This is a genomic window from Vibrio sp. nBUS_14 (assembly GCF_051201655.1).
In the GTDB taxonomy this organism is placed as follows: Bacteria; Pseudomonadota; Gammaproteobacteria; order Enterobacterales; family Vibrionaceae; genus Vibrio.
On the sequence record NZ_CP179206.1, the window covers coordinates 1,937,535 to 1,956,528 of the forward strand.

At 43.2% G+C, this 18,994-nt stretch carries 17 protein-coding genes; 11 read left to right on the top strand and 6 right to left on the bottom strand.

Going from position 1 to position 18,994, the window contains the following annotated elements:
- Positions 1-24 precede the first annotated feature (24 nt).
- On the top strand, positions 25-1,380 hold the full coding sequence (locus tag ACMAZD_RS09035; RefSeq protein WP_435246980.1) for a hypothetical protein: 1,356 nt from the start codon (positions 25-27) through the stop codon (positions 1,378-1,380).
- Positions 1,381-1,481: 101 nt separating this feature from the next.
- On the opposite strand, the gene ACMAZD_RS09040 is transcribed toward ACMAZD_RS09035, so the two are convergent.
- Entirely contained in the window at positions 1,482-1,967 is a 486-nt protein-coding gene (locus ACMAZD_RS09040; protein WP_435246981.1) for a PaaI family thioesterase, read from the bottom strand.
- Positions 1,968-2,102: 135 nt separating this feature from the next.
- A complete protein-coding gene (locus ACMAZD_RS09045) occupies positions 2,103-2,990 on the bottom strand; it encodes a putative PEP-binding protein (RefSeq protein ID WP_435246982.1) in 888 nt (295 codons plus the stop codon).
- A gap of 207 nt (positions 2,991-3,197) precedes the next feature.
- Between ACMAZD_RS09045 and ACMAZD_RS09050 the strand changes: the two genes are divergently transcribed.
- Together ACMAZD_RS09050 and ACMAZD_RS09055 are read left to right on the top strand one after the other, a co-directional pair.
- Entirely contained in the window at positions 3,198-4,256 is a 1,059-nt protein-coding gene (locus ACMAZD_RS09050; RefSeq protein ID WP_435246983.1) for a 3-deoxy-7-phosphoheptulonate synthase, read from the top strand.
- 12 nt (positions 4,257-4,268) lie between these two features.
- Positions 4,269-4,751: a YajQ family cyclic di-GMP-binding protein gene (locus tag ACMAZD_RS09055; protein ID WP_435246984.1), complete on the top strand. Its 483-nt coding sequence runs from the start codon at positions 4,269-4,271 to the stop codon at positions 4,749-4,751.
- Between the two features lie 223 nt (positions 4,752-4,974).
- Here ACMAZD_RS09055 and ACMAZD_RS09060 read toward each other — a convergent pair whose 3' ends face one another.
- Entirely contained in the window at positions 4,975-5,916 is a 942-nt protein-coding gene (locus ACMAZD_RS09060; protein ID WP_435246985.1) for an NAD(P)-dependent oxidoreductase, read from the bottom strand.
- Positions 5,917-6,397: 481 nt separating this feature from the next.
- Between ACMAZD_RS09060 and ACMAZD_RS09065 the strand changes: the two genes are divergently transcribed.
- The 6 genes from ACMAZD_RS09065 (at position 6,398) to ACMAZD_RS09090 (ending at position 11,972) form a co-directional block, all read left to right on the top strand.
- Complete coding sequence (locus ACMAZD_RS09065) at positions 6,398-7,426, top strand: amino acid ABC transporter substrate-binding protein (RefSeq protein WP_435246986.1); 1,029 nt, start codon at positions 6,398-6,400, stop codon at positions 7,424-7,426.
- Positions 7,427-7,497: 71 nt separating this feature from the next.
- The gene (locus tag ACMAZD_RS09070) at positions 7,498-8,703 is read left to right on the top strand and encodes an amino acid ABC transporter permease (protein WP_435246987.1); all 1,206 of its coding nucleotides are present in this window, start codon (positions 7,498-7,500) and stop codon (positions 8,701-8,703) included.
- 1 nt (position 8,704) lies between these two features.
- Positions 8,705-9,802, top strand: coding sequence for an amino acid ABC transporter permease (locus ACMAZD_RS09075; protein WP_435246988.1), 1,098 nt, complete (start codon positions 8,705-8,707; stop codon positions 9,800-9,802).
- Between the two features lie 22 nt (positions 9,803-9,824).
- Positions 9,825-10,589, top strand: a complete 765-nt coding sequence (locus tag ACMAZD_RS09080; protein ID WP_017059704.1) for an amino acid ABC transporter ATP-binding protein — start codon at positions 9,825-9,827, stop codon at positions 10,587-10,589.
- A 234-nt stretch (positions 10,590-10,823) separates the two neighbouring features.
- Complete coding sequence (locus ACMAZD_RS09085; protein ID WP_017110713.1) at positions 10,824-11,489, top strand: Bax inhibitor-1/YccA family protein; 666 nt, start codon at positions 10,824-10,826, stop codon at positions 11,487-11,489.
- 153 nt (positions 11,490-11,642) lie between these two features.
- Positions 11,643-11,972: a TusE/DsrC/DsvC family sulfur relay protein gene (locus tag ACMAZD_RS09090; RefSeq protein WP_435246989.1), complete on the top strand. Its 330-nt coding sequence runs from the start codon at positions 11,643-11,645 to the stop codon at positions 11,970-11,972.
- Between the two features lie 47 nt (positions 11,973-12,019).
- Here the strand turns inward: ACMAZD_RS09090 and yccX are convergent, their stop codons facing one another.
- The gene (gene yccX / locus ACMAZD_RS09095; protein WP_435249354.1) at positions 12,020-12,298 is read right to left on the bottom strand and encodes an acylphosphatase; all 279 of its coding nucleotides are present in this window, start codon (positions 12,296-12,298) and stop codon (positions 12,020-12,022) included.
- A 95-nt stretch (positions 12,299-12,393) separates the two neighbouring features.
- Here yccX and ACMAZD_RS09100 point away from each other — a divergent pair, with 95 nt between their 5' ends.
- Positions 12,394-13,797, top strand: coding sequence for a methyl-accepting chemotaxis protein (locus ACMAZD_RS09100; RefSeq protein WP_435246990.1), 1,404 nt, complete (start codon positions 12,394-12,396; stop codon positions 13,795-13,797).
- A gap of 123 nt (positions 13,798-13,920) precedes the next feature.
- Positions 13,921-15,114, top strand: a complete 1,194-nt coding sequence (locus ACMAZD_RS09105; RefSeq protein ID WP_435246991.1) for a class I SAM-dependent methyltransferase — start codon at positions 13,921-13,923, stop codon at positions 15,112-15,114.
- Between the two features lie 71 nt (positions 15,115-15,185).
- Here ACMAZD_RS09105 and ltrA read toward each other — a convergent pair whose 3' ends face one another.
- Both ltrA and ACMAZD_RS09115 read right to left on the bottom strand, forming a co-directional pair.
- On the bottom strand, positions 15,186-16,478 hold the full coding sequence (ltrA, locus tag ACMAZD_RS09110) for a group II intron reverse transcriptase/maturase (protein WP_435249355.1): 1,293 nt from the start codon (positions 16,476-16,478) through the stop codon (positions 15,186-15,188).
- A 658-nt stretch (positions 16,479-17,136) separates the two neighbouring features.
- Positions 17,137-18,720, bottom strand: coding sequence for an ABC-F family ATPase (locus tag ACMAZD_RS09115; protein WP_435246992.1), 1,584 nt, complete (start codon positions 18,718-18,720; stop codon positions 17,137-17,139).
- Positions 18,721-18,994: the final 274 nt, after the last annotated feature.

The following is an 18,994-nucleotide window of genomic DNA, read 5'->3' on the forward strand; positions in this document are numbered from 1 at the left end:
ATTTTTATATTCTAGGAGACATCGTTGATCACCGTTGATAAACAAGATGCGATAACACTTAAAATTAACCATGCGATGGCTAAGACAAAAAAGCTCGATATGGACGTTTATCTATTCATTCCCGGTGAACTCGGACTGACACCTGAAGTCCTTTCTGAAAGCGCATTTTTCTACAGTTCAATTACTCAGAAGCGCGCTTACTACAGTGATAAAACGCTGCTACCTCTAGTACACAGCCGTTTAGCGAAACGTGGTCGACTCTCCATCACGCAGTATCGTGTCAGTTTGAGTTTGTTCGCTTATCAATATGTTATCGCGTTAGACAAAGCCGTCAGCAGCTTGAATAAAAATGAGAGTGACAATGTCACGGCTGATGAAGTAGATGAAGTCATCGAACTGGCTCTCGATATTTTAAAGAAACTGCGCCGAAGCATTCCTTATGAAGAAAATCTTAAACGTTACTATGCCAATATAGATAACTACCTGTCTTGGTACACAGAGCAGAAGTTTTTATCACTGGTTTCCCACATGCCACGCGGCAGTGAGTATTCGACCATCAAAGAACGTCTATTAACGCTTTGTGATAAAGAAACCGCCCATCGTAAGCTTAATCGATATAACTCGACCAAGGTTAGAGAAGATGTCACTCGTTTGAGCAACAAGATGCGATTGCTGCGTCGTTTGATTGAGCACCCTATCGTCCTCAAAGAAAAGACGACATCGATGGGTAAGAACGTGAAGCGAGCCGTTAAAGGCATCGCAACGGGCTTAGTCATGGTGGTGGTTACCACGACCGTTATATTGGCTCGTGACTTTTTAGGAGAGATTACCGCGTCTTTCATCGTGTCCATGTCATTCATCTACGCTTTGCGTGAAATCTTCAAGGATGATTTAAGGGACATACTTTGGCGTTGGCTCCGTAAAGGAAAACCAAAGTGGAAGCGTCGCTACTTTGACCCGACAACAAATAAGTCAGTTGGTCACAAACTTGAATGGTTGGATTACGCCAATTTCTCTAAGTTAGCGGACAAAATTCAGTTGATTCGCAAGAAGCGAGTTGTTCAGCGCGAAGAACAAATTTTGCATTATCGTTCTCAAACCGAAATGTCGACATCGACGTTTATGAGTGGTTATGAAGAGACGCGTGAAACACTGTCCGTCAGCCTGAGAGCTCTAACTCGTTTGATGGATAAGCGTTCAAACAACGTATATCGACTAAATGAAGGTCAAGTAAGTCGTGAATCGGTAGAAAAACGACACCTGCTAAACTTGATCATCAAAGAGAACAATCATGATAGCGAACCGACTTATTACCGTTGGAAAATCGTAATGAACCGTTCGAAAATCGTTGATATTGAGCAGATCACTCAAGAGTCATAGTATTTAGGGGATGTGGGTACGAAATAAGGTATGTTGATATGAAATACACATACCTTATTTCATTTATCAATCGTTTGTTACTGCTTCCACAAAGCATTTAACTACTTTCTAGAAGGCACTTTCTTAATAGAAAGCGTTAGCGTGAATTCAGCCATCGGTTCATCACCATGTAGAGACGGACAAGTCGCGATAATCGTCACAGGTTGGTTAACACGCTCTCCAGTCGACATGGTTTCAGCCAACATGGTATTGATTAGATCTCCGTCGTGACACGTAAAATGCACATCTCCCTCAGGGCGCTTCAAAAAATTTCCCGTCACCTCTTTAAAGGCCAGCGAGATTTTTTCACCTTGCTGCTGCGACTTGCTCATGGCAAGAAAACCACCTGCGACATCAGCACCCACAGCCAACACACCAAAATACATGCTATTAAGGTGATTCTTCGTTCGCCTTTTAAGAGGGATTTTCACTTCAACATGTTGGTTATCCAATGCGAGCAGCTTTGGGCGACACAACCAGATCAATGGCACTTTGAAAAAGCCAAACATACTTAAATAGAAATTTGCTTTTTGTAGAGGGGTCAACATTCGGATTACCTAATCAAATCAGTCATCAGACCAGTTAATCCGTTAGCGATGCAGATGTCAAAAAAATGTTACAAAAAAGAGATATCACGTCTCCATGATATCTCTTCATTTTCAAACTCTTCAACAAGGGGGAAATTAAGCCGTAATAACGGTATCAACCCCTTCCAGATCCGCAATATAACCTTGAAGTCTTGGGTAATCGACCAAGTCTTTAGTCACAATCAGCACAGGCTTCTTCGCGTGTTGAGTCGCTTTTACGATGCTAGAGATTAACGTAATCACAGCTTCGTTTTGTGGATCAAAAGCGTGTTTCTGAGCTTCATTGTCCTTATCTATACCTAAAGTGAAAGACGCTAAGCTATCAACGTTTACCACGACACCATCAAAGTAATGCAATAGACGTTCACTTAGTAGAACAGCAGATGGCACATCACACGAGAACAGTACTTTCAAACCATTAAGGCCGCGTGGTAAGCCTTGCTCTGCAAGCAGATCAATAATCTTAGCGGCATCGCTTAATGCTCGCACGTACGGTACAACCACTTCAACGTTAATACCCTGCTCTCGCAACGTTTTAATGACCTGACACTCTAAAGCGAAAGCCTTGCTGTACTCTGGTGTAGCATAACGAGCTACTCCGCGAATACCGAGCGCTGGGTTAATCTCTTCAGCTTCACAGTTGCCGCCTAGCAGTGAACGGAAGCCATAGCTGTCTGCACTGCTTAATGCGATACGAACAGAAGTGTGATTTGGCTGAACGGCAGCTTGAATCGCAATCACTAAGGTCGAAACAAAATGCTCATCGACTGTTTTATCGCCAAGAATCGCATTTAAAGACGTTTTTTCAATATCAGACAGCGCATCCAAGTGGCTTTCAATACTTGGATGATAGAAGACACGATCCATCACTAATTCCGATAATGAAACGTACAAGTGGTTGGAATTATTATTATCGTTATAAGAAGGCAGCACAGCACCTAAAACAAGTTCTGGGTGCAAAGTGCTTTGATTTTCTTGAGTCATTGCTGCTCCAGCATTTTTATGTTGTGTTCAAACGAAAATACCGATAGCTGCCTGTTAATACAAGTGAAAATCCCCTATTTGACGCTGGCCTGCTGATAAAAATAAGAATATTAGCAATAACTGAGATAACTTTGACTTAAGAGAGTTTATTCCTCTGTTCAATTCCGTTATCTTAACCACTTCGCAATAGAATAAAAAAGCTATCAAATGCCATTAAAAACTGATGAGTTGAGAACCCAAGCTCTGGGTCCTATGCCAACTCCTGCCGAACTAGGCAATGCACACCCTATTACTGACGACATTGCTGAGCGCATTAAAAATTCTCGCCGCCAGATCGAAGATATCTTAACTGGTCGTGATAACCGCCTATTAGTTATCGTAGGCCCTTGCTCTGTTCACGATACAGATGCGGCACTTGATTACGCTAAACATCTTAGTCAAATTCAAGACCAGTACACAGATGAACTGTTCGTTGTAATGAGAACCTACTTCGAGAAACCTCGCACCGTTGTAGGCTGGAAGGGTTTGATTACCGATCCTAATCTTGATGGTTCATACGCACTTGAAACTGGCTTGAACAAAGCACGTAAGCTGCTGCTTGATATCAACAAGCTTGGCCTAGCTACAGCGACTGAATTCCTTGATATGATCACAGGTCAGTACATTGCAGACCTGATCACTTGGGGCGCAATTGGCGCTCGTACGACAGAATCTCAGATTCACCGTGAAATGGCTTCAGCACTTTCTTGCCCAGTCGGCTTCAAGAACGCAACCAACGGCAACATCAAGATTGCAATCGATGCGATTCGTGCTGCGCATGCTTCACACTACTTTTATTCTCCAGACAAGAATGGTCGTATGACTGTTTACCGCACTTCAGGTAACCCATACGGTCACGTAATTCTACGAGGCGGTGATAAAGGTCCTAACTTTGACGCTGAATCTGTTGACAACGTATGTAAGCAACTGGCTGAATTCGATCTACCTCAACGTTTAGTTGTAGACTTTAGCCACGCAAACTGCCAAAAGCAGCATCGTAAGCAGTTAGAAGTGGCACAAGACATTTGTGAACAAATCAAATCTAACAAGAACCAAATTGCAGGTATTATGGCAGAAAGCTTCATTATAGAAGGTAACCAGCCAATGACTGACCTCAATAACCTAGAATACGGTAAGTCAATCACTGACCCTTGCCTAAGCTGGGAAGATACTGCAACCATGCTAGACATGCTTGCAACTGCAATTAAAGATAGAAATTTAGCTTAAGGAACGAACACAATGCCATCATTTGACATTATCTCTGAAGTAGAAGCAGTAGAACTACGTAACGCTGTAGACAACGCAAACCGTGAGCTATCGACTCGTTTCGATTTCCGCGGCGTTGAAGCTAGCTACGATTACAAAGACGAATCAGTAAAACTGACAGCGCAAGATGACTTCCAACTAAAGCAGATGCGCGACATTCTTCGTAGCAACCTAACGAAGCGCAACGTTGATCCTAACGCGATGGAAGCGAAAGCAGCAGACCAAACAGGTCGCACTTGGCACCAAACGGTTATCTTCAAGCAAGGTATCGAAACGGATGTAGCGAAGAAAATCGTTAAGCTAATCAAAGATAACAAAGTGAAAGTTCAAGCTTCTATCCAAGGCGACAAAGTTCGCGTAACAGGTAAAAAGCGTGACGATCTTCAAGCAGTTATGGCTCTAGTTCGTAGCGGTGAACTTGGTCAACCTTTCCAGTTTGACAATTTCCGCGACTAATTCACTCTAAAACCGCAAGCCGTCGATAATAGATGTGTTTGTAGAGTTGATTGGGTTGAATTAAAACGTTGAATTTCAAATACTAAAAAGCCTCTGCTTCAATAAAGCAGAGGCTTTTTTATATCTTTGGTGATAACTGCAGTCGTCGATTAGCTTACAAAAACCAACCTACCCATGCTGTAATTGGCTGAGGCATGCTGCAATCAACTGACAGACGCTTTAGTTAGCTAATGACTTTTGCTGTAGACAGTTTCAAATCACGGCCAACAAGTAAATTGAACTCAACGCTTGCTGGTGGAATATAAACACATACGCGTAAGTTCTCTGCCCTTGCCTTCTCAAGCTTTGTCGATAACTCTCCACTATCACTGAAACTCTCTCTTTCGGCGTCTCTGCGGCACAAGTCAATGTAATCAAATGGGCACTCTTTTGGTAACAGCACCAATTCTGCTTCTTGCATCAGGCGCAGCGCCTTCATTGAAAGAAGTTCTACATCATCTTCGAATTCAATCCAAGTCACTTGCCCTTTATTATCGACAGGTTCCGCCAAAGATTGCTGATAATAAGTTTCCAGTTGTTCGCGTTCGGTGACTTGATTGATAAAACTGGAAGACAAGAAGCGCTCCCAGAATTTGCGGCGTTCATCAACCGTAGGAAAGAACTCTTTAATCGAATTGCGTTTTGATGCACCAAAGTCTGCGATCAAACCAATATTTTGAGACAAGACGGTTTCGAGTTTTTCTCTAATATTTCTCACCAAAACAGGTGATGCCCCCCCACTTGAGATCGCAATTTGGATTCTTCCGCGATTTATCATTGAAGGAGTGATGAAGTCACAATAGGGTAAGTCATCGACCACATTGACAAGAATACCCATTTCTTTTGCATCATTATGTACTTGATGATTTAGATCTGGGTTGTCTGTGGTTGCCCACACTTGTAAGTAGTTTTGCGAGATAAGTTGTGAAGAGTAAAAGTTTTGAACCCAACGGACTTTATTATCATCAACAAGCTGCTTTAAGTAAGGCTCTACCTTGGGGGACACTAAAGTGACATCTGCCCCAGCTCTTAACAAGCTATCTACTTTTCGGCAAGCAACCTCGCCCCCACCTACCACTAAGATCGGCTTATTTTCTACATCTAAAAACATTGGGAAATAACGCATGTTCTTCCTTGAGATGACTTCAATAACTATTCAGCCATGCTACCAAATTTGGAGCATATTAATAACTATCCAAGTGCAATAAAAATATTTATTCACCAAATTTCAATTTTTCTGAAGTTTAATGTTTCATCATTGTGATGTTGATTCAGAATATTTATCTAGTCAATTGTCAATATAAAAATCTAAATCTCGTTGCACCAACAGTGTGAAGTACTGCACTATTTACATTAAGTTAACATTTGGTCATTCTAATTGTGTTCGGATTTGTGATTTCATTCAAAATTCTTTTTAAATTATACATTTGTGAAAATACAGATCCTTTCCTAACCTTATAAACAGTTATTTAAATCGCATACAGTTTCATTTGCAAAATGCAACCAGTTTGATTTAAGTAACAAGGTCATAGAAAACGCAACACATATAGAAAAACTCAAATGAGCACGAGTATCAGGTGTCACCTGGTTAACAAGGAAGGATACAAATGACAAATAAACTAACACTTCTTGCTTCAGTAGTAGCTGCATCAACTGCAATGATGGCAACATCAGCATCAGCGGCAGAAAGCACTCTGGACAAAGTCACATCTCAAGGCTTTTTAACTTGTGGTGTAGGTACAGGTCTTCCAGGGTTCTCTAACCCTAACTCGAAAGGTGAATGGGAAGGAATCGATGTTGAGTATTGTCAAGCTCTTGCTGCGGCTGTACTCGGTGACAAGACTAAAGTTAAGTATGTACCTTTAACAGCGAAAGAGCGTTTCACTGCCCTTCAATCGGGTGAAATCGACGTACTATCTCGTACCACAACATGGACACTACATCGCGACACTGCTCTAGGTCTGAACTTCGTAGGTGTTAACTACTACGATGGTCAAGGCTTCATGGTTAAGAAAGAACTTGGCCTGACAAGTGCTCAAGAACTTGATGGCGCTTCAGTATGTGTGCAATCAGGTACAACGACCGAACTTAACCTAGCTGATTATTTCCGTAACAGTGGTATGTCTTACAAGCCAGTGGTATTCGATACGGCAGCACAAACGTCAAAAGGTTTTGATGCGGGTCGTTGTGATGTTCTTACAACAGACCAATCTGGCCTATATGCACTTCGCTTGAATCTAGCCGATCCTAAATCTGCACAAGTACTTCCTGAAATCATTTCTAAAGAGCCACTAGGTCCTGTTGTTCGTCAAGATGATGACAAATGGTTCAACGTAGCTAAATGGACGCTTTCAGTGATGATTAACGCGGAAGAGTACGGTATCTCTTCTAAGAACGCTGATGAAATGCTTAAATCAAAAGATCCAAACATCAAGCGTATTCTTGGCGTTGACGGTCCTAAAGGTAAAGGCCTAGGTATTCGCGACGATTGGGGTTACCAAGTAATTAAACAAGTTGGTAACTACGGTGAGAGCTTCGAACGTACTGTTGGTACAGGTTCACCACTACAGATCTCTCGTGGCGTAAATGCACTATGGAATGCGGGCGGCTTTATGTACGCTCCACCAATCCGTTAATAAATTTTCAAGCATCAATTAGGGCGGACTTTTCCGCCCTATTTATTAAATGGATTTGAGGTTATAGCAGTATGAAACCTAGTAAAACTATTTCTCCAACTCAGGCAAAGCCACAACCCAAAAGTGCCAACCTTTTTTACAACCCCACTTTTCGCTCAGTAATTTTCCAAATTCTCGCCGTCGGAGCACTCTGTGCTTTCTTTTACACGATCGTAAATAATGCACTCACCAACTTAGACTCCCGTGGTATCGCCACTGGTTTTGATTTTCTATCCCAAGAAGCTGGTTTTGGTATCGGCTTAACTCTCATCGAATACGACGAAACCTTCTCATACGGTCGTACTTTCTTTATCGGTCTTCTCAATACCGCTTTAGTTTCTGTTCTAGGCATCATGTTAGCCACGGTACTAGGCTTTAGTATGGGCATTGCTAGACTCTCTTCAAACTGGCTAGTGAGCCGATTTGCAGCGGTCTACATAGAAGTATTCCGAAATATCCCTCTTCTTCTGCAAATATTTTTTTGGTATTTCGCCGTTCTACAGGCATTACCGTCCGCTCGTCAAAGTATGAGTCTTGGTGAAGCTATTTTCTTGAATGTACGTGGTCTGTACTTCCCCGCCCCTGTCATGGAACAAGGCAGTAGCATTGTGATCGCATCACTAATTGCTGGCATCATCGCTACATTTGTTATCAACATCTGGGCGAACAACAAGCAGAAGTTAACTGGTCAGCAAACACCGATGGTGCGTATCGCTGCGGCATTAATTGTCGGCTTACCTTTGGTAACTTACTTTGTTATGGGCATGCCTATTTCTGCTGAGTACCCTGTTTTGAAAGGGTTTAACTTCAAAGGCGGTATTAGCATCATCCCTGAACTTGCAGCATTGATGCTTGCTTTAAGTATCTACACAGCAGCGTTCATCGCCGAGATTGTGCGTTCAGGTATTAACGCGGTAAACCATGGACAAACAGAGGCCGCGATGTCTCTAGGTCTCCCAAGAACACGAACCCTCAAGCTGGTGATTATTCCACAAGCATTAAGAATTATTATCCCACCATTAACCAGTCAGTATTTAAACCTGACCAAAAACTCATCACTTGCGATGGCCATTGGTTACCCCGATCTTGTCTCTGTATTTGCAGGAACAACATTGAACCAAACTGGACAAGCTATCGAAGTAATCGCGATGACAATGGGCGTCTACCTGACTCTAAGCCTATTAACATCGGCTCTAATGAATATATACAACCGCAAAGTAGCGTTGGTGGAGAGATAAGATGAGTACACATCAATTTCAACCTGATCTTCCGCCTCCAGCGAATACCGTTGGACCTGTCGGTTGGTTAAGAAAAAATCTATTTAATGGACCAGTTAACAGTGTCGTCACTGTGGTGCTTGCTTATTTTGCTTTCACTTTATTGTGGGCAATAGCAGATTGGGCATTCATTAATGCTGATTGGATAGGAACAACACGAGATGCCTGTACAAGTGATGGTGCTTGTTGGGTGTTTATTAGCGTGCGTTGGGATCAATTCATGTATGGCTTCTATCCAGAAGCTGAACTGTGGCGCCCTCGCTTATTTTATATCACGCTAGCGATATTTGTTGTTTTACTGGCATACGAAAGAACGCCAAAGCGCACTTGGATTTGGTTATTTTTTGTAAACATCTACCCTTTCTTGATTGCCGGTCTTTTGTATGGTGGCATCTTCGGACTTGAAGTCGTCGATACACATAAATGGGGTGGATTGCTAGTTACACTGATCATCGCGCTTGTGGGTATTGTGGTATCACTGCCTATTGGTGTCGCACTCGCACTGGGTCGACGTTCAGAGATGCCAATCATCCGCAGCATGTGTACCGTTTACATCGAGATTTGGCGTGGTGTACCGCTGATTACGGTTCTATTTATGGCCTCGGTAATGCTTCCCCTCTTTCTATCTGAAGGGACAGAAACCGATAAGCTGATCAGAGCGCTTGTTGGGGTTGTACTATTCAGCGCAGCTTATATGGCAGAGGTAATCCGTGGTGGTTTACAAGCAATACCAAAAGGTCAATACGAAGCAGCTGACGCCCTAGGGTTAAGCTACTGGAAAAAAACCGGGCTTATCATTCTGCCTCAAGCTCTAAAAATCACAATCCCTTCAATTGTGAACACCTTCATTGGTTTGTTCAAAGATACCAGTCTAGTTTTGATTATCGGTATGTTTGATGTATTAGGGATTGGCCAAGCCGCGAATACCGACCCTGAATGGCTTGGTTTCTCAACAGAAAGTTATGTATTTGTCGCGTTAGTGTTCTGGGTGTTTTGTTTTGGCATGTCGAGATACTCGATTTGGCTAGAAAACAAACTTCACACCGGTCACAAACGATAATTAACAAGATCAAGGACGTATTATGACGCAGCAAACAGAAAACAACTCTCAAGGTCTTATGATCGAGTTAAAAGACATGAACAAGTGGTACGGTGAGTTCCACGTTCTTAAAAACATCAACTTAGAAGTTAAAAAAGGCGAGAAGATCGTTATTTGTGGCCCTTCGGGTTCAGGAAAATCAACGATGATTCGTTGTATCAACCGCCTAGAAGAGCATCAAAAAGGCCATATCTTTGTATCCGGTAATGAGCTAACGGAAGACCTGAAAAACATTGAAGCCGTTCGCCGCGATGTAGGTATGTGTTTCCAGCACTTCAACTTGTTCCCTCACCTAACGGTATTGGAAAACTGCACCCTAGCACCAATCTGGGTGAAGAAGATGCCGAAAGAGGAAGCCGAAGCCATAGCGATGAAATACCTAGAGCGTGTAAAAATACCAGAGCAGGCCGATAAATTCCCAGGGCAACTATCTGGTGGTCAACAGCAACGTGTGGCAATTGCTCGTTCTTTATGTATGAACCCGCAAGTTATGCTGTTTGATGAACCTACATCAGCACTCGACCCAGAGATGGTACGTGAGGTACTCGATGTAATGGTCGAACTCGCAGAAGAAGGCATGACGATGCTATGTGTAACCCACGAGATGGGCTTTGCTAAAGAAGTTGCTGACCGCGTTATCTTTATGGATGCGGGTGAGATTATCGAAGAAAACAACCCAGTCGATTTCTTCGAGAACCCACAATCGGATCGAACTCAGAACTTCTTGAGTCAAATCTTGCACCATTAATGTGATACTATACTGATATAGACAGAGGCGGCTTCGGTCGCCTCTTCGTTATTAAAGCTTCTTAAGATTGTAACCACGAAACGCTAGTAACAATTTGTTACACCTTGAGAAACACTTAAACGACTATTTTGATTATTATTTTAAGTATACAGAAGGAATGAAAGACTTGATTTATCGAACTTTCGGCCCCATAAATGTACTAATAACTATTGAAGTCACCTTACGAGGAAGTTTATGAACAGCCCTATGTTTTCACGCACAGCAACTCAAGAGAATGCTCTGCAAACCAATAAAGTTTTGCGTAACACATACGCACTACTGTCTATGACACTACTTTGGTCTGCTGTTGTAGCAGGCGTATCTATGGCGATGAACCTTCCTCGTCCTGGTCTTATTATCATGCTAGTTGGGTTTTACGGCCTGCTATTCCTAACAGAAAAGAACCGTGACAACGGTATGGGTCTTGTATTTACGTTCCTATTTACAGGCTTCTTAGGCTACACCATCGGTCCAATCTTAAACATGTACGTTGGCGCAGGTATGGGTGATGTCATCCTAACTGCACTTGGCGGTACTGCGCTTGCATTTATGGCAGCGTCAGCTTACGCACTAACAACTAAACGCGACCTTTCATTCCTTAACGGCATGTTAATGGCTGGTTTCGTTGTGCTGCTAGTCGGTATGGTTGCAAACATCTTCCTACAGATGCCACTGCTATCATTGGCAATGAGCGGTATGTTTATTCTGTTCTCGACTGGTGTTATCTTGCTAACAACGCAAAGCATCATCCGTGGCGGTGAAACGAACTACATCTCAGCAACGATCAGCTTGTATGTTTCGATCTACAACATCTTCATCAGCCTACTAAGCATCTTAGGCATTATGAACAGCAACGACTAATCTAGTTCGTTCAAAATCGAGCCCAAGAGCCTGTCTCTTGGGCTTTTTTTATCCATAGAAACAATATTCCTAGAGATAACGACAATATTTCTTGAGAAAGGTAAACGTGGTCATGTACCCTATTTGCTGAGTTAAACTGATTCTGGACTAAACATGTTTGAATATAACGGCAAACAAATTGAAATCGACGCTCAAGGCTACCTATTGGACTACACACAATGGGAAGAAGGTATGATTGAAATCCTAGCTAAAGACGAAGCGATTGAACTGACTGAAGCACACTTGGAAGTCGTCCATTTTGTAAGAAGCTTTTACGAAGAATTCAAAACATCTCCAGCCGTTCGTATGCTCGTTAAAGCAATGGAAAAAGCCCACGGCCCTGAAAAAGGTAACAGTAAATACTTGTTTAAATTATTCAAGAAAGGCCCAGCTAAACAAGCAACAAAGTTAGCGGGTTTACCTAAACCAGCGAAATGTTTATAAGCTCTATCCGCTAAAGATAGTTACCTGTAAATACTGTAGTAACAGCACTACAGTATTTTAAATTCTCCAACAGAAACAGTCCGCTTCTCCGCCTCACTGATTTTATGCTTAACAACCTGGTCTACTGTGGCACTAGACGGCCCTAATTGTAACCAAGCGTATAACCTCTCTATCTGCTCCAAATCCCCAAGCGCTAATACTTCAACACGACCATCGTTTAAATTTTTTGCATAGCCCGAAATCGACAAGGCTTGTGCTTGCCTGCTCGTGTGATGACGAAAGCCAACACATTGAACTCGGCCTGATACGACAAATATATTTTGAATCTTTCATAACGTTGCCTCATAAATTATATGAATGATATAGTTGAGACTCTATTCATTCACCGTTTGGCGGTGGCATTACTTCGAGTATAACGATTATGAAAGAAATCCCATTTCGTTGGATTGACAAATACCTCATTCACCTAAAAATCCAAGAAAAGTTCTATCTACTCTTCTTATTACCTCTTCTCGCTCTAGTTATTTTAACGCTTGTTTTAGATAGTGCTGCGGACTCTTTACTTACTCACCTTTATCAAGAAGAGATGCTCTTAATGAAAGGGCTAATCGAGGCCGGTCAACTCACCAAAGGCCAAGTGGCTCAGCTTGTCAGTAACTCTGACACCATCTCCCTAGGTTATGGCGCAGGCTCTGTCTCGGTCATGAATGGTGCATTCAGCTTGATCGCCAACCAAGATCAAAACCTTTGGTCAGCGCTCTCAGCGACTCAAGTTTCAATCATTGCCGTTACTCTATCTCTGATTGCGCTAGGCGTTTATTACATCATGACGTTCATTGGCGGTGCGATGTTCTCAATGAACAAAGCATTAAACACGTTAGCGAATGGCGATCTCACCTGTCGCATGAATTACTTCCTCGTTCGTGATGAATTCAGTGAAATCGCAATTACTATTGATAAAGTAGCAGAACGTGAACAAAACATGGTGTTATCGATTCAAGAGTCTGTTGCACTAATGCAGCAAATCAGTTCTGACTTAAACCAATCGACACAACAAAGCTCAGACATCTCAGGTAATCAACAAGAACACCTGAATAGCCTAGCAAGCGCCACGGAACAAATGGCAGCAACGATTCGCGAAGTCGCAACACTTGCTCATGAGTCGAGCACTCAAACGATGGACGCTCGTGGTGTTGCGCAAAGCGGACAATTGAAGGTTTCTAATACTCTAGAGTCTATCTCTAACCTATCTCAAGAGATCCAATCGGCTTCGCAAGCGGTGGAAGAACTTGATGCCAACACAACACAAATCGATGAAGTAGTGGCAACCATTAATGGTATTTCAGAACAAACCAACCTATTAGCACTCAACGCGGCTATCGAAGCCGCTCGAGCTGGTGAACAAGGTCGTGGGTTTGCTGTTGTTGCTGACGAAGTTCGCGCTCTTGCGGGACGCACTCAACAAGCTACCGTCGAAATTCAAAGTATGATTGAATCATTACAACGTAACAGCCAATCGCTCACCAAACTGATGGAAGTGACGGTTAACAACGCGAACGAAGGTCAAACGTTGATGTCAGAAGTGAACGTTGAGATCGGCTCGTTAGCTGAGAAGAATCAGTCAATATCTGACAGCAGTACCCAAATCGCGACCGCCTCTGAAGAGCAAGGCGTCGTTGCCGAAAATATTGCACAGAGTGTTGCAGAAATTCGTCACCAATCAGCTAGCATTTGCGAAATGATCAGTAAGAGTAATTCCAATGTCGATCAGCTGCGCAAGCAAAGCGACACCATGGAAGGCCTACTTACAGGTTTGAAAGCTTAATCATTAAGATCTGAACATAAAATATCGATAATTGGGCTGCTTCTGCAGCTCTTTCTTATTTGCTTTTCGATTTGTCTTCCCCGACAATACGTCTCCTTCAAATTTCAACCAACAGAGTAAATCATGACTCCTTCTATTCATCTAGCTAAAGCCCGAGACAAATCGTTACGTCGTAAACACCCATGGGTATTTTCACGCGGTATCGATAAGGTTGAAGGCGAGCCACAACAAGGTGAAACTGTAGACGTATATGCTCAAAATGGTCAGTGGCTTGCGAAAGCAGCTTACTCTCCTGCTTCTCAAATTCGAGCTCGTGTTTGGACATTTGAAGAGGAAGAAATCAATAAAGCGTTTTTCATCAAAAGATTTAAAGACGCACAGTCACTGCGTGAAGATATTATCGAACGCGATGGTTTGACAGGGTATCGCTTAACAGCAGCTGAATCTGATGGCCTGCCAGGTATTACTATCGACAAATACCAAGACTTCTTAGTTTGCCAACTACTGAGTGCTGGCGCTGAGTTCAACAAGAGCATCATAGTTGAAGCCCTAGTCGAGTGCTTCCCTGATTGCAATATTTACGAACGCTCTGACGTAGCGGTTCGTAAAAAAGAAGGCTTAGAACAAACTGTCGGTGTACTGCATGGCGAAGAGCCACCTAAGTCAATAGTCATTGAAGAAAACGGCGTGAAGATCAGCGTGAACATCATGGAAGGCCATAAAACAGGCTTCTATATGGATCAACGTGATAGCCGTAAAGAGTCAATGAAATACGTTAAAGGCAAAGATGTTCTTAACTGCTTCTCATACACTGGTGGTTTTGGTTTGTATGCCCTTAAGGGTGATGCAAAGCGTGTAATCAACGCAGATGTATCTCAACTGGCTCTTGATACCGCAAAGTTCAACGCTGAACTGAATGAGTTCGACATCTCGAAAAAGCGTGCTGTATTCTTAAACGCAGACGTATTCAAACTACTTCGTGAATACCGAGATCAAGGTACTAAGTTTGATGTTGTTATCATGGATCCACCAAAGTTCGTTTCAAGTAAAAACAACCTAACATCAGGTGCTAACGGCTATAAAGACGTTAACATGCTTGCGATGCAAATCCTTAAGCCGGGCGGAACACTACTCACCTACTCTTGCTCAGGTTTAATGGGTGCTGACCTATTCCAAAAAATCATTGCTGACGCAGCTCTAGATGCAGGCAGGACAGTGAAATTTGTTGAACGCTTCGAGCAAGCTGCCGATCATTTGATCGATACCGCTTACCCAGAAGGTTTCTACCTAAAAGGTTTTGCTTGTAAAGTGCTTTAATACTAGTGCTTTAGAGTCTAGATTTTCATATCTAAAATCGAGTAGGAGGAGGCCTCGCAGCCTCCGTCCTCTCACACCACCGTACAAGCGTGGGTCGCATACGGCGGTTCCGAATATACTTTCAGTGACTCGTACCCATCTCTTAATGAGTACAGCCCCAACCCCTCGAACCATTTTATTGGCATGGCGTGATTAACCTGTGGCGTTAAAGCTAGATGCCACCAACCCTTATCTGACATCGCTAGCTTCCACGCATTACGCTCCGTTACACCTTGTCGCTGTAACCATGTCGCTATGCTGTGTCTGCGTTTGCGCTGCTTTAGTCGGTAGCACCTTAGTCTACGCCGTATCCATTCATCTAAGCGCTGCATTGCACTTTTACGAACAGTAAGCTTGAAGTAGTGTTGCCATCCTCTTAGATATTGAGTTAACTCCGTGATTATCACCTGTAACTCTCGTCCTCGATTTCGCTTCGTTATCTGACGTACTCGCTTCTTCATTTGAGCTTGTGCCGTCTTCGATATCCCGATTGTTCCGTCTATCTGGAAGCGATGGCTTAGGTAAGTTCGCTTTGTCACTCTCGTTGCTGCACTTTTCTTACGGTTTACCGTCAGCTTTAGTTTCTGCTCCAAGAACTCCGTTATCGACTCTTTGACTCGATGAGCGGCTTCCTCACTACGCACGTAGATTTGACAGTCATCTGCATATCGACAGAACTTATGCCCTCTACGCTCTAACTCTTTATCCAGTTCATCTAATACAATATTTGATAGTAGCGGAGATAATGGCCCACCCTGGGGTGTGCCTCGTTGTCTCTGCTCAACTAGTCCATGTCGCATTATGCCTACCTGTAGGTATGACCTAATTAGCTTTAACACGCGTTTATAAGCAATATCTTGTGACAGCCTGTGCATTAGCCTATCGTGATTCACTGTATCGAAGTATTTTGCTAGGTCTATATCTACTACATAACCTCGACCCTCTCGGATGTAGCGACTGGCGGCCGCCAATGCATGGTGCGCACTGCGGTTGGGTCTAAACCCGTAACTATTGTCGGAGAACTTCGGCTCATAGATACATGACAGCACTGATGTGATTGCCTGTTGGACTACCCTATCAAGGACTGTTGGGATACCTAATTGCCTTACGCCACCACTAGCTTTGGGGATTTCTACACCAAGAACAGATTGAGGTTGATAGCTTCCATCCAGAAGAATCTGGCGAAGCTCTTGCCCGTTTGATGCCTGTCGAAGTCTTGAGATAGTGGCGTTGATGTCGAGCTTGTCGACTCCTGCACACCCTTTGTTCTTCTTCACGCGTCTAAGAGCTTGATTCAAATTGGTTGAAGAGCAAATTTGCTCCATCAACGAAGTTGAGGTCACCAAGACTCGCCCTCCTGTCTACGCCGACCATGCTTGTCATTCTTCGTATCCATGAGCTTTACTTGCGGTATTGCCCTTTGGGACGTAGAGATGAGTTTCATCTTGCTATGACTCCACATGATTGAGTGTCTAGTGACTGCTTCTTGATATATTCAGTTCAGGCCTTCCTTTGAGTTGTACATTCTCAAAGTACTATGCCTTCTGCTGACTTCTTATTGTCCATCACACAACATCACTGCTGTATTAGTCTCTATTGAGACAAACAATAAGATCTCCCGAGGTAAGGCGTTGTTCTTTCCCTTGGCTGTGCCTGATTTACCACTACACACTTCCCGTCGAGGCATTGGACTATTCTATCTATGGCTAGGTTGCCCAAGTTGTAATGGCCTACTATCAGATTTCTGTTCGTCACAACCAAGTTTTGCCATTTGCTTCCTTCAGATTTCACCTCACGGTGAACACCCTTGCATAGGCTAACGGTTCTCGCTCGACTGAGCCCGTAGAGGACTTTCACCTCCTAGATCAACGCCATGCTCGGCGCACCATAAAAAAACGCCTTTATTATTTCTAATAAAGGCGTCTAAATTTAGGTTTGTAAGTCATCTACTAGGTTTGACTAGACGGCATCTACCGCATGAAATTAACCGCGGGCTTTCAAGAATTCAGCGTAAGTACCGCGGAAATCGTTGATTTTGCCATCTTTGATTTCAAGAACACGAGTCGCTAGAGAGTCTACGAATACGCGGTCATGAGATACGAAGAACAATGTGCCTTTGTAGTTCTCAAGAGCCAAGTTAAGCGCTTCGATAGATTCCATATCCATGTGGTTCGTTGGTTCATCCATTAGCAGGATGTTTGGCTTGTGCATCATGATCTTGCCAAGAAGCATACGACCTTGCTCACCACCAGAGATAACCTTTACAGATTTCTTGATGTCGTCTTGGCCAAACAGCATACGACCTAGGAAGCCACGAACCACTTGCTCGTCTTCGCCTTCTTGACGCCATTGGCTCATCCAATCAAACAGGTTCATGTCTTTTTCAAAATCATGTGCGTGATCTTGAGCGTAGTAACCGATGTTTGAGTTTTCAGACCACTTGTACCCACCTTCGCGCGCTTCTAGTGCACCCGCTAGCGTGTTAAGAAGCGTTGTTTTACCTACGCCATTCTCTCCGATGATAGCAACACGCTCACCAACTTCGAAAATCGCATCGAACTTGTTGTATAGGTCCTCTTCAAAACCTTGAGATAGGTTTTCAACCACAAGTGCGTTACGGAATAGCTCTTTAGACTGTTCGAAACGGATGAATGGGTTTTGACGGCTAGATGCTTTCACTTCGTCTAGTTGGATCTTATCGATCTGCTTAGCACGAGACGTTGCTTGCTTCGCTTTCGATGCGTTAGCAGAGAAACGAGAAACGAACGTTTGAAGTTCAGCAATTTGTGCTTTCTTCTTAGCATTGTCAGACAATAGGCGCTCACGAGCTTGAGTCGCTGCCGTCATGTACTCATCGTAGTTACCAGGGAATAGACGAAGTTCGCCGTAATCAAGGTCAGCCATGTGTGTACAAACAGAGTTTAGGAAGTGACGGTCGTGCGAAATGATGATCATTGTGCAGTTACGTTGGTTTAGCGTATCTTCCAACCACTTGATGGTGTCCATATCCAGGTTGTTCGTTGGTTCGTCAAGAAGCATGATATGCGGGTCTGCAAACAGTACTTGAGACAATAGAACACGAAGTTTCCAACCCGGTGCTACTTCGCTCATTAGACCGAAGTGCATTGATTCTTCAATACCTACCGCAAGAAGAAGCTCACCCGCTTTTGCTTCTGCCATGTAACCGTCCATTTCAGCGAACTGAACTTCAAGATCAGCTACTTTCATGCCGTCTTCTTCGCTCATTTCTGGCAAAGAGTAAATGCGATCACGCTCTTGCTTAATAGCCCAAAGCTCTTTGTGACCCATGATAACCGTGTCGATTACCGTGAACTCTTCATAAGCAAATTGGTCTTGATTTAGCTTAGCAACGCGCTCGTTTGGATCGTAGCTTACGTTACCAGCACTTGGTTCAAGTTCACCTGATAGGATCTTCATGAACGTCGATTTACCACAGCCATTCGCGCCGATTAAACCGTAACGGTTACCTTCGCCGAACTTAACTGAAATATTTTCGAAAAGTGGCTTAGCGCCGAATTGTTGAGTGATATTTGCTGTGGAGATCAATGCCTTTACCTTTTTAATGTGAAAAACGCCGCAACGGTACTTCTTCGGGGCTTTAACTTCAAGTATTGATTGCAATTACAGGCCATTAAGTGAGTGATAACCTAGCTAAATCATAATTTGAGCTGACTCACACTTTTGATTTTTTCTTTGTGTTCATAAAAACGCCACAATACGTAAAACACAAAATAGCGAACAACCACCGTAGTAGAGCTTATATAGCGGCTTGAATCTGCTCCTTCGAAAAAGGGTTAGATTTCACAAAGCACCATAACCT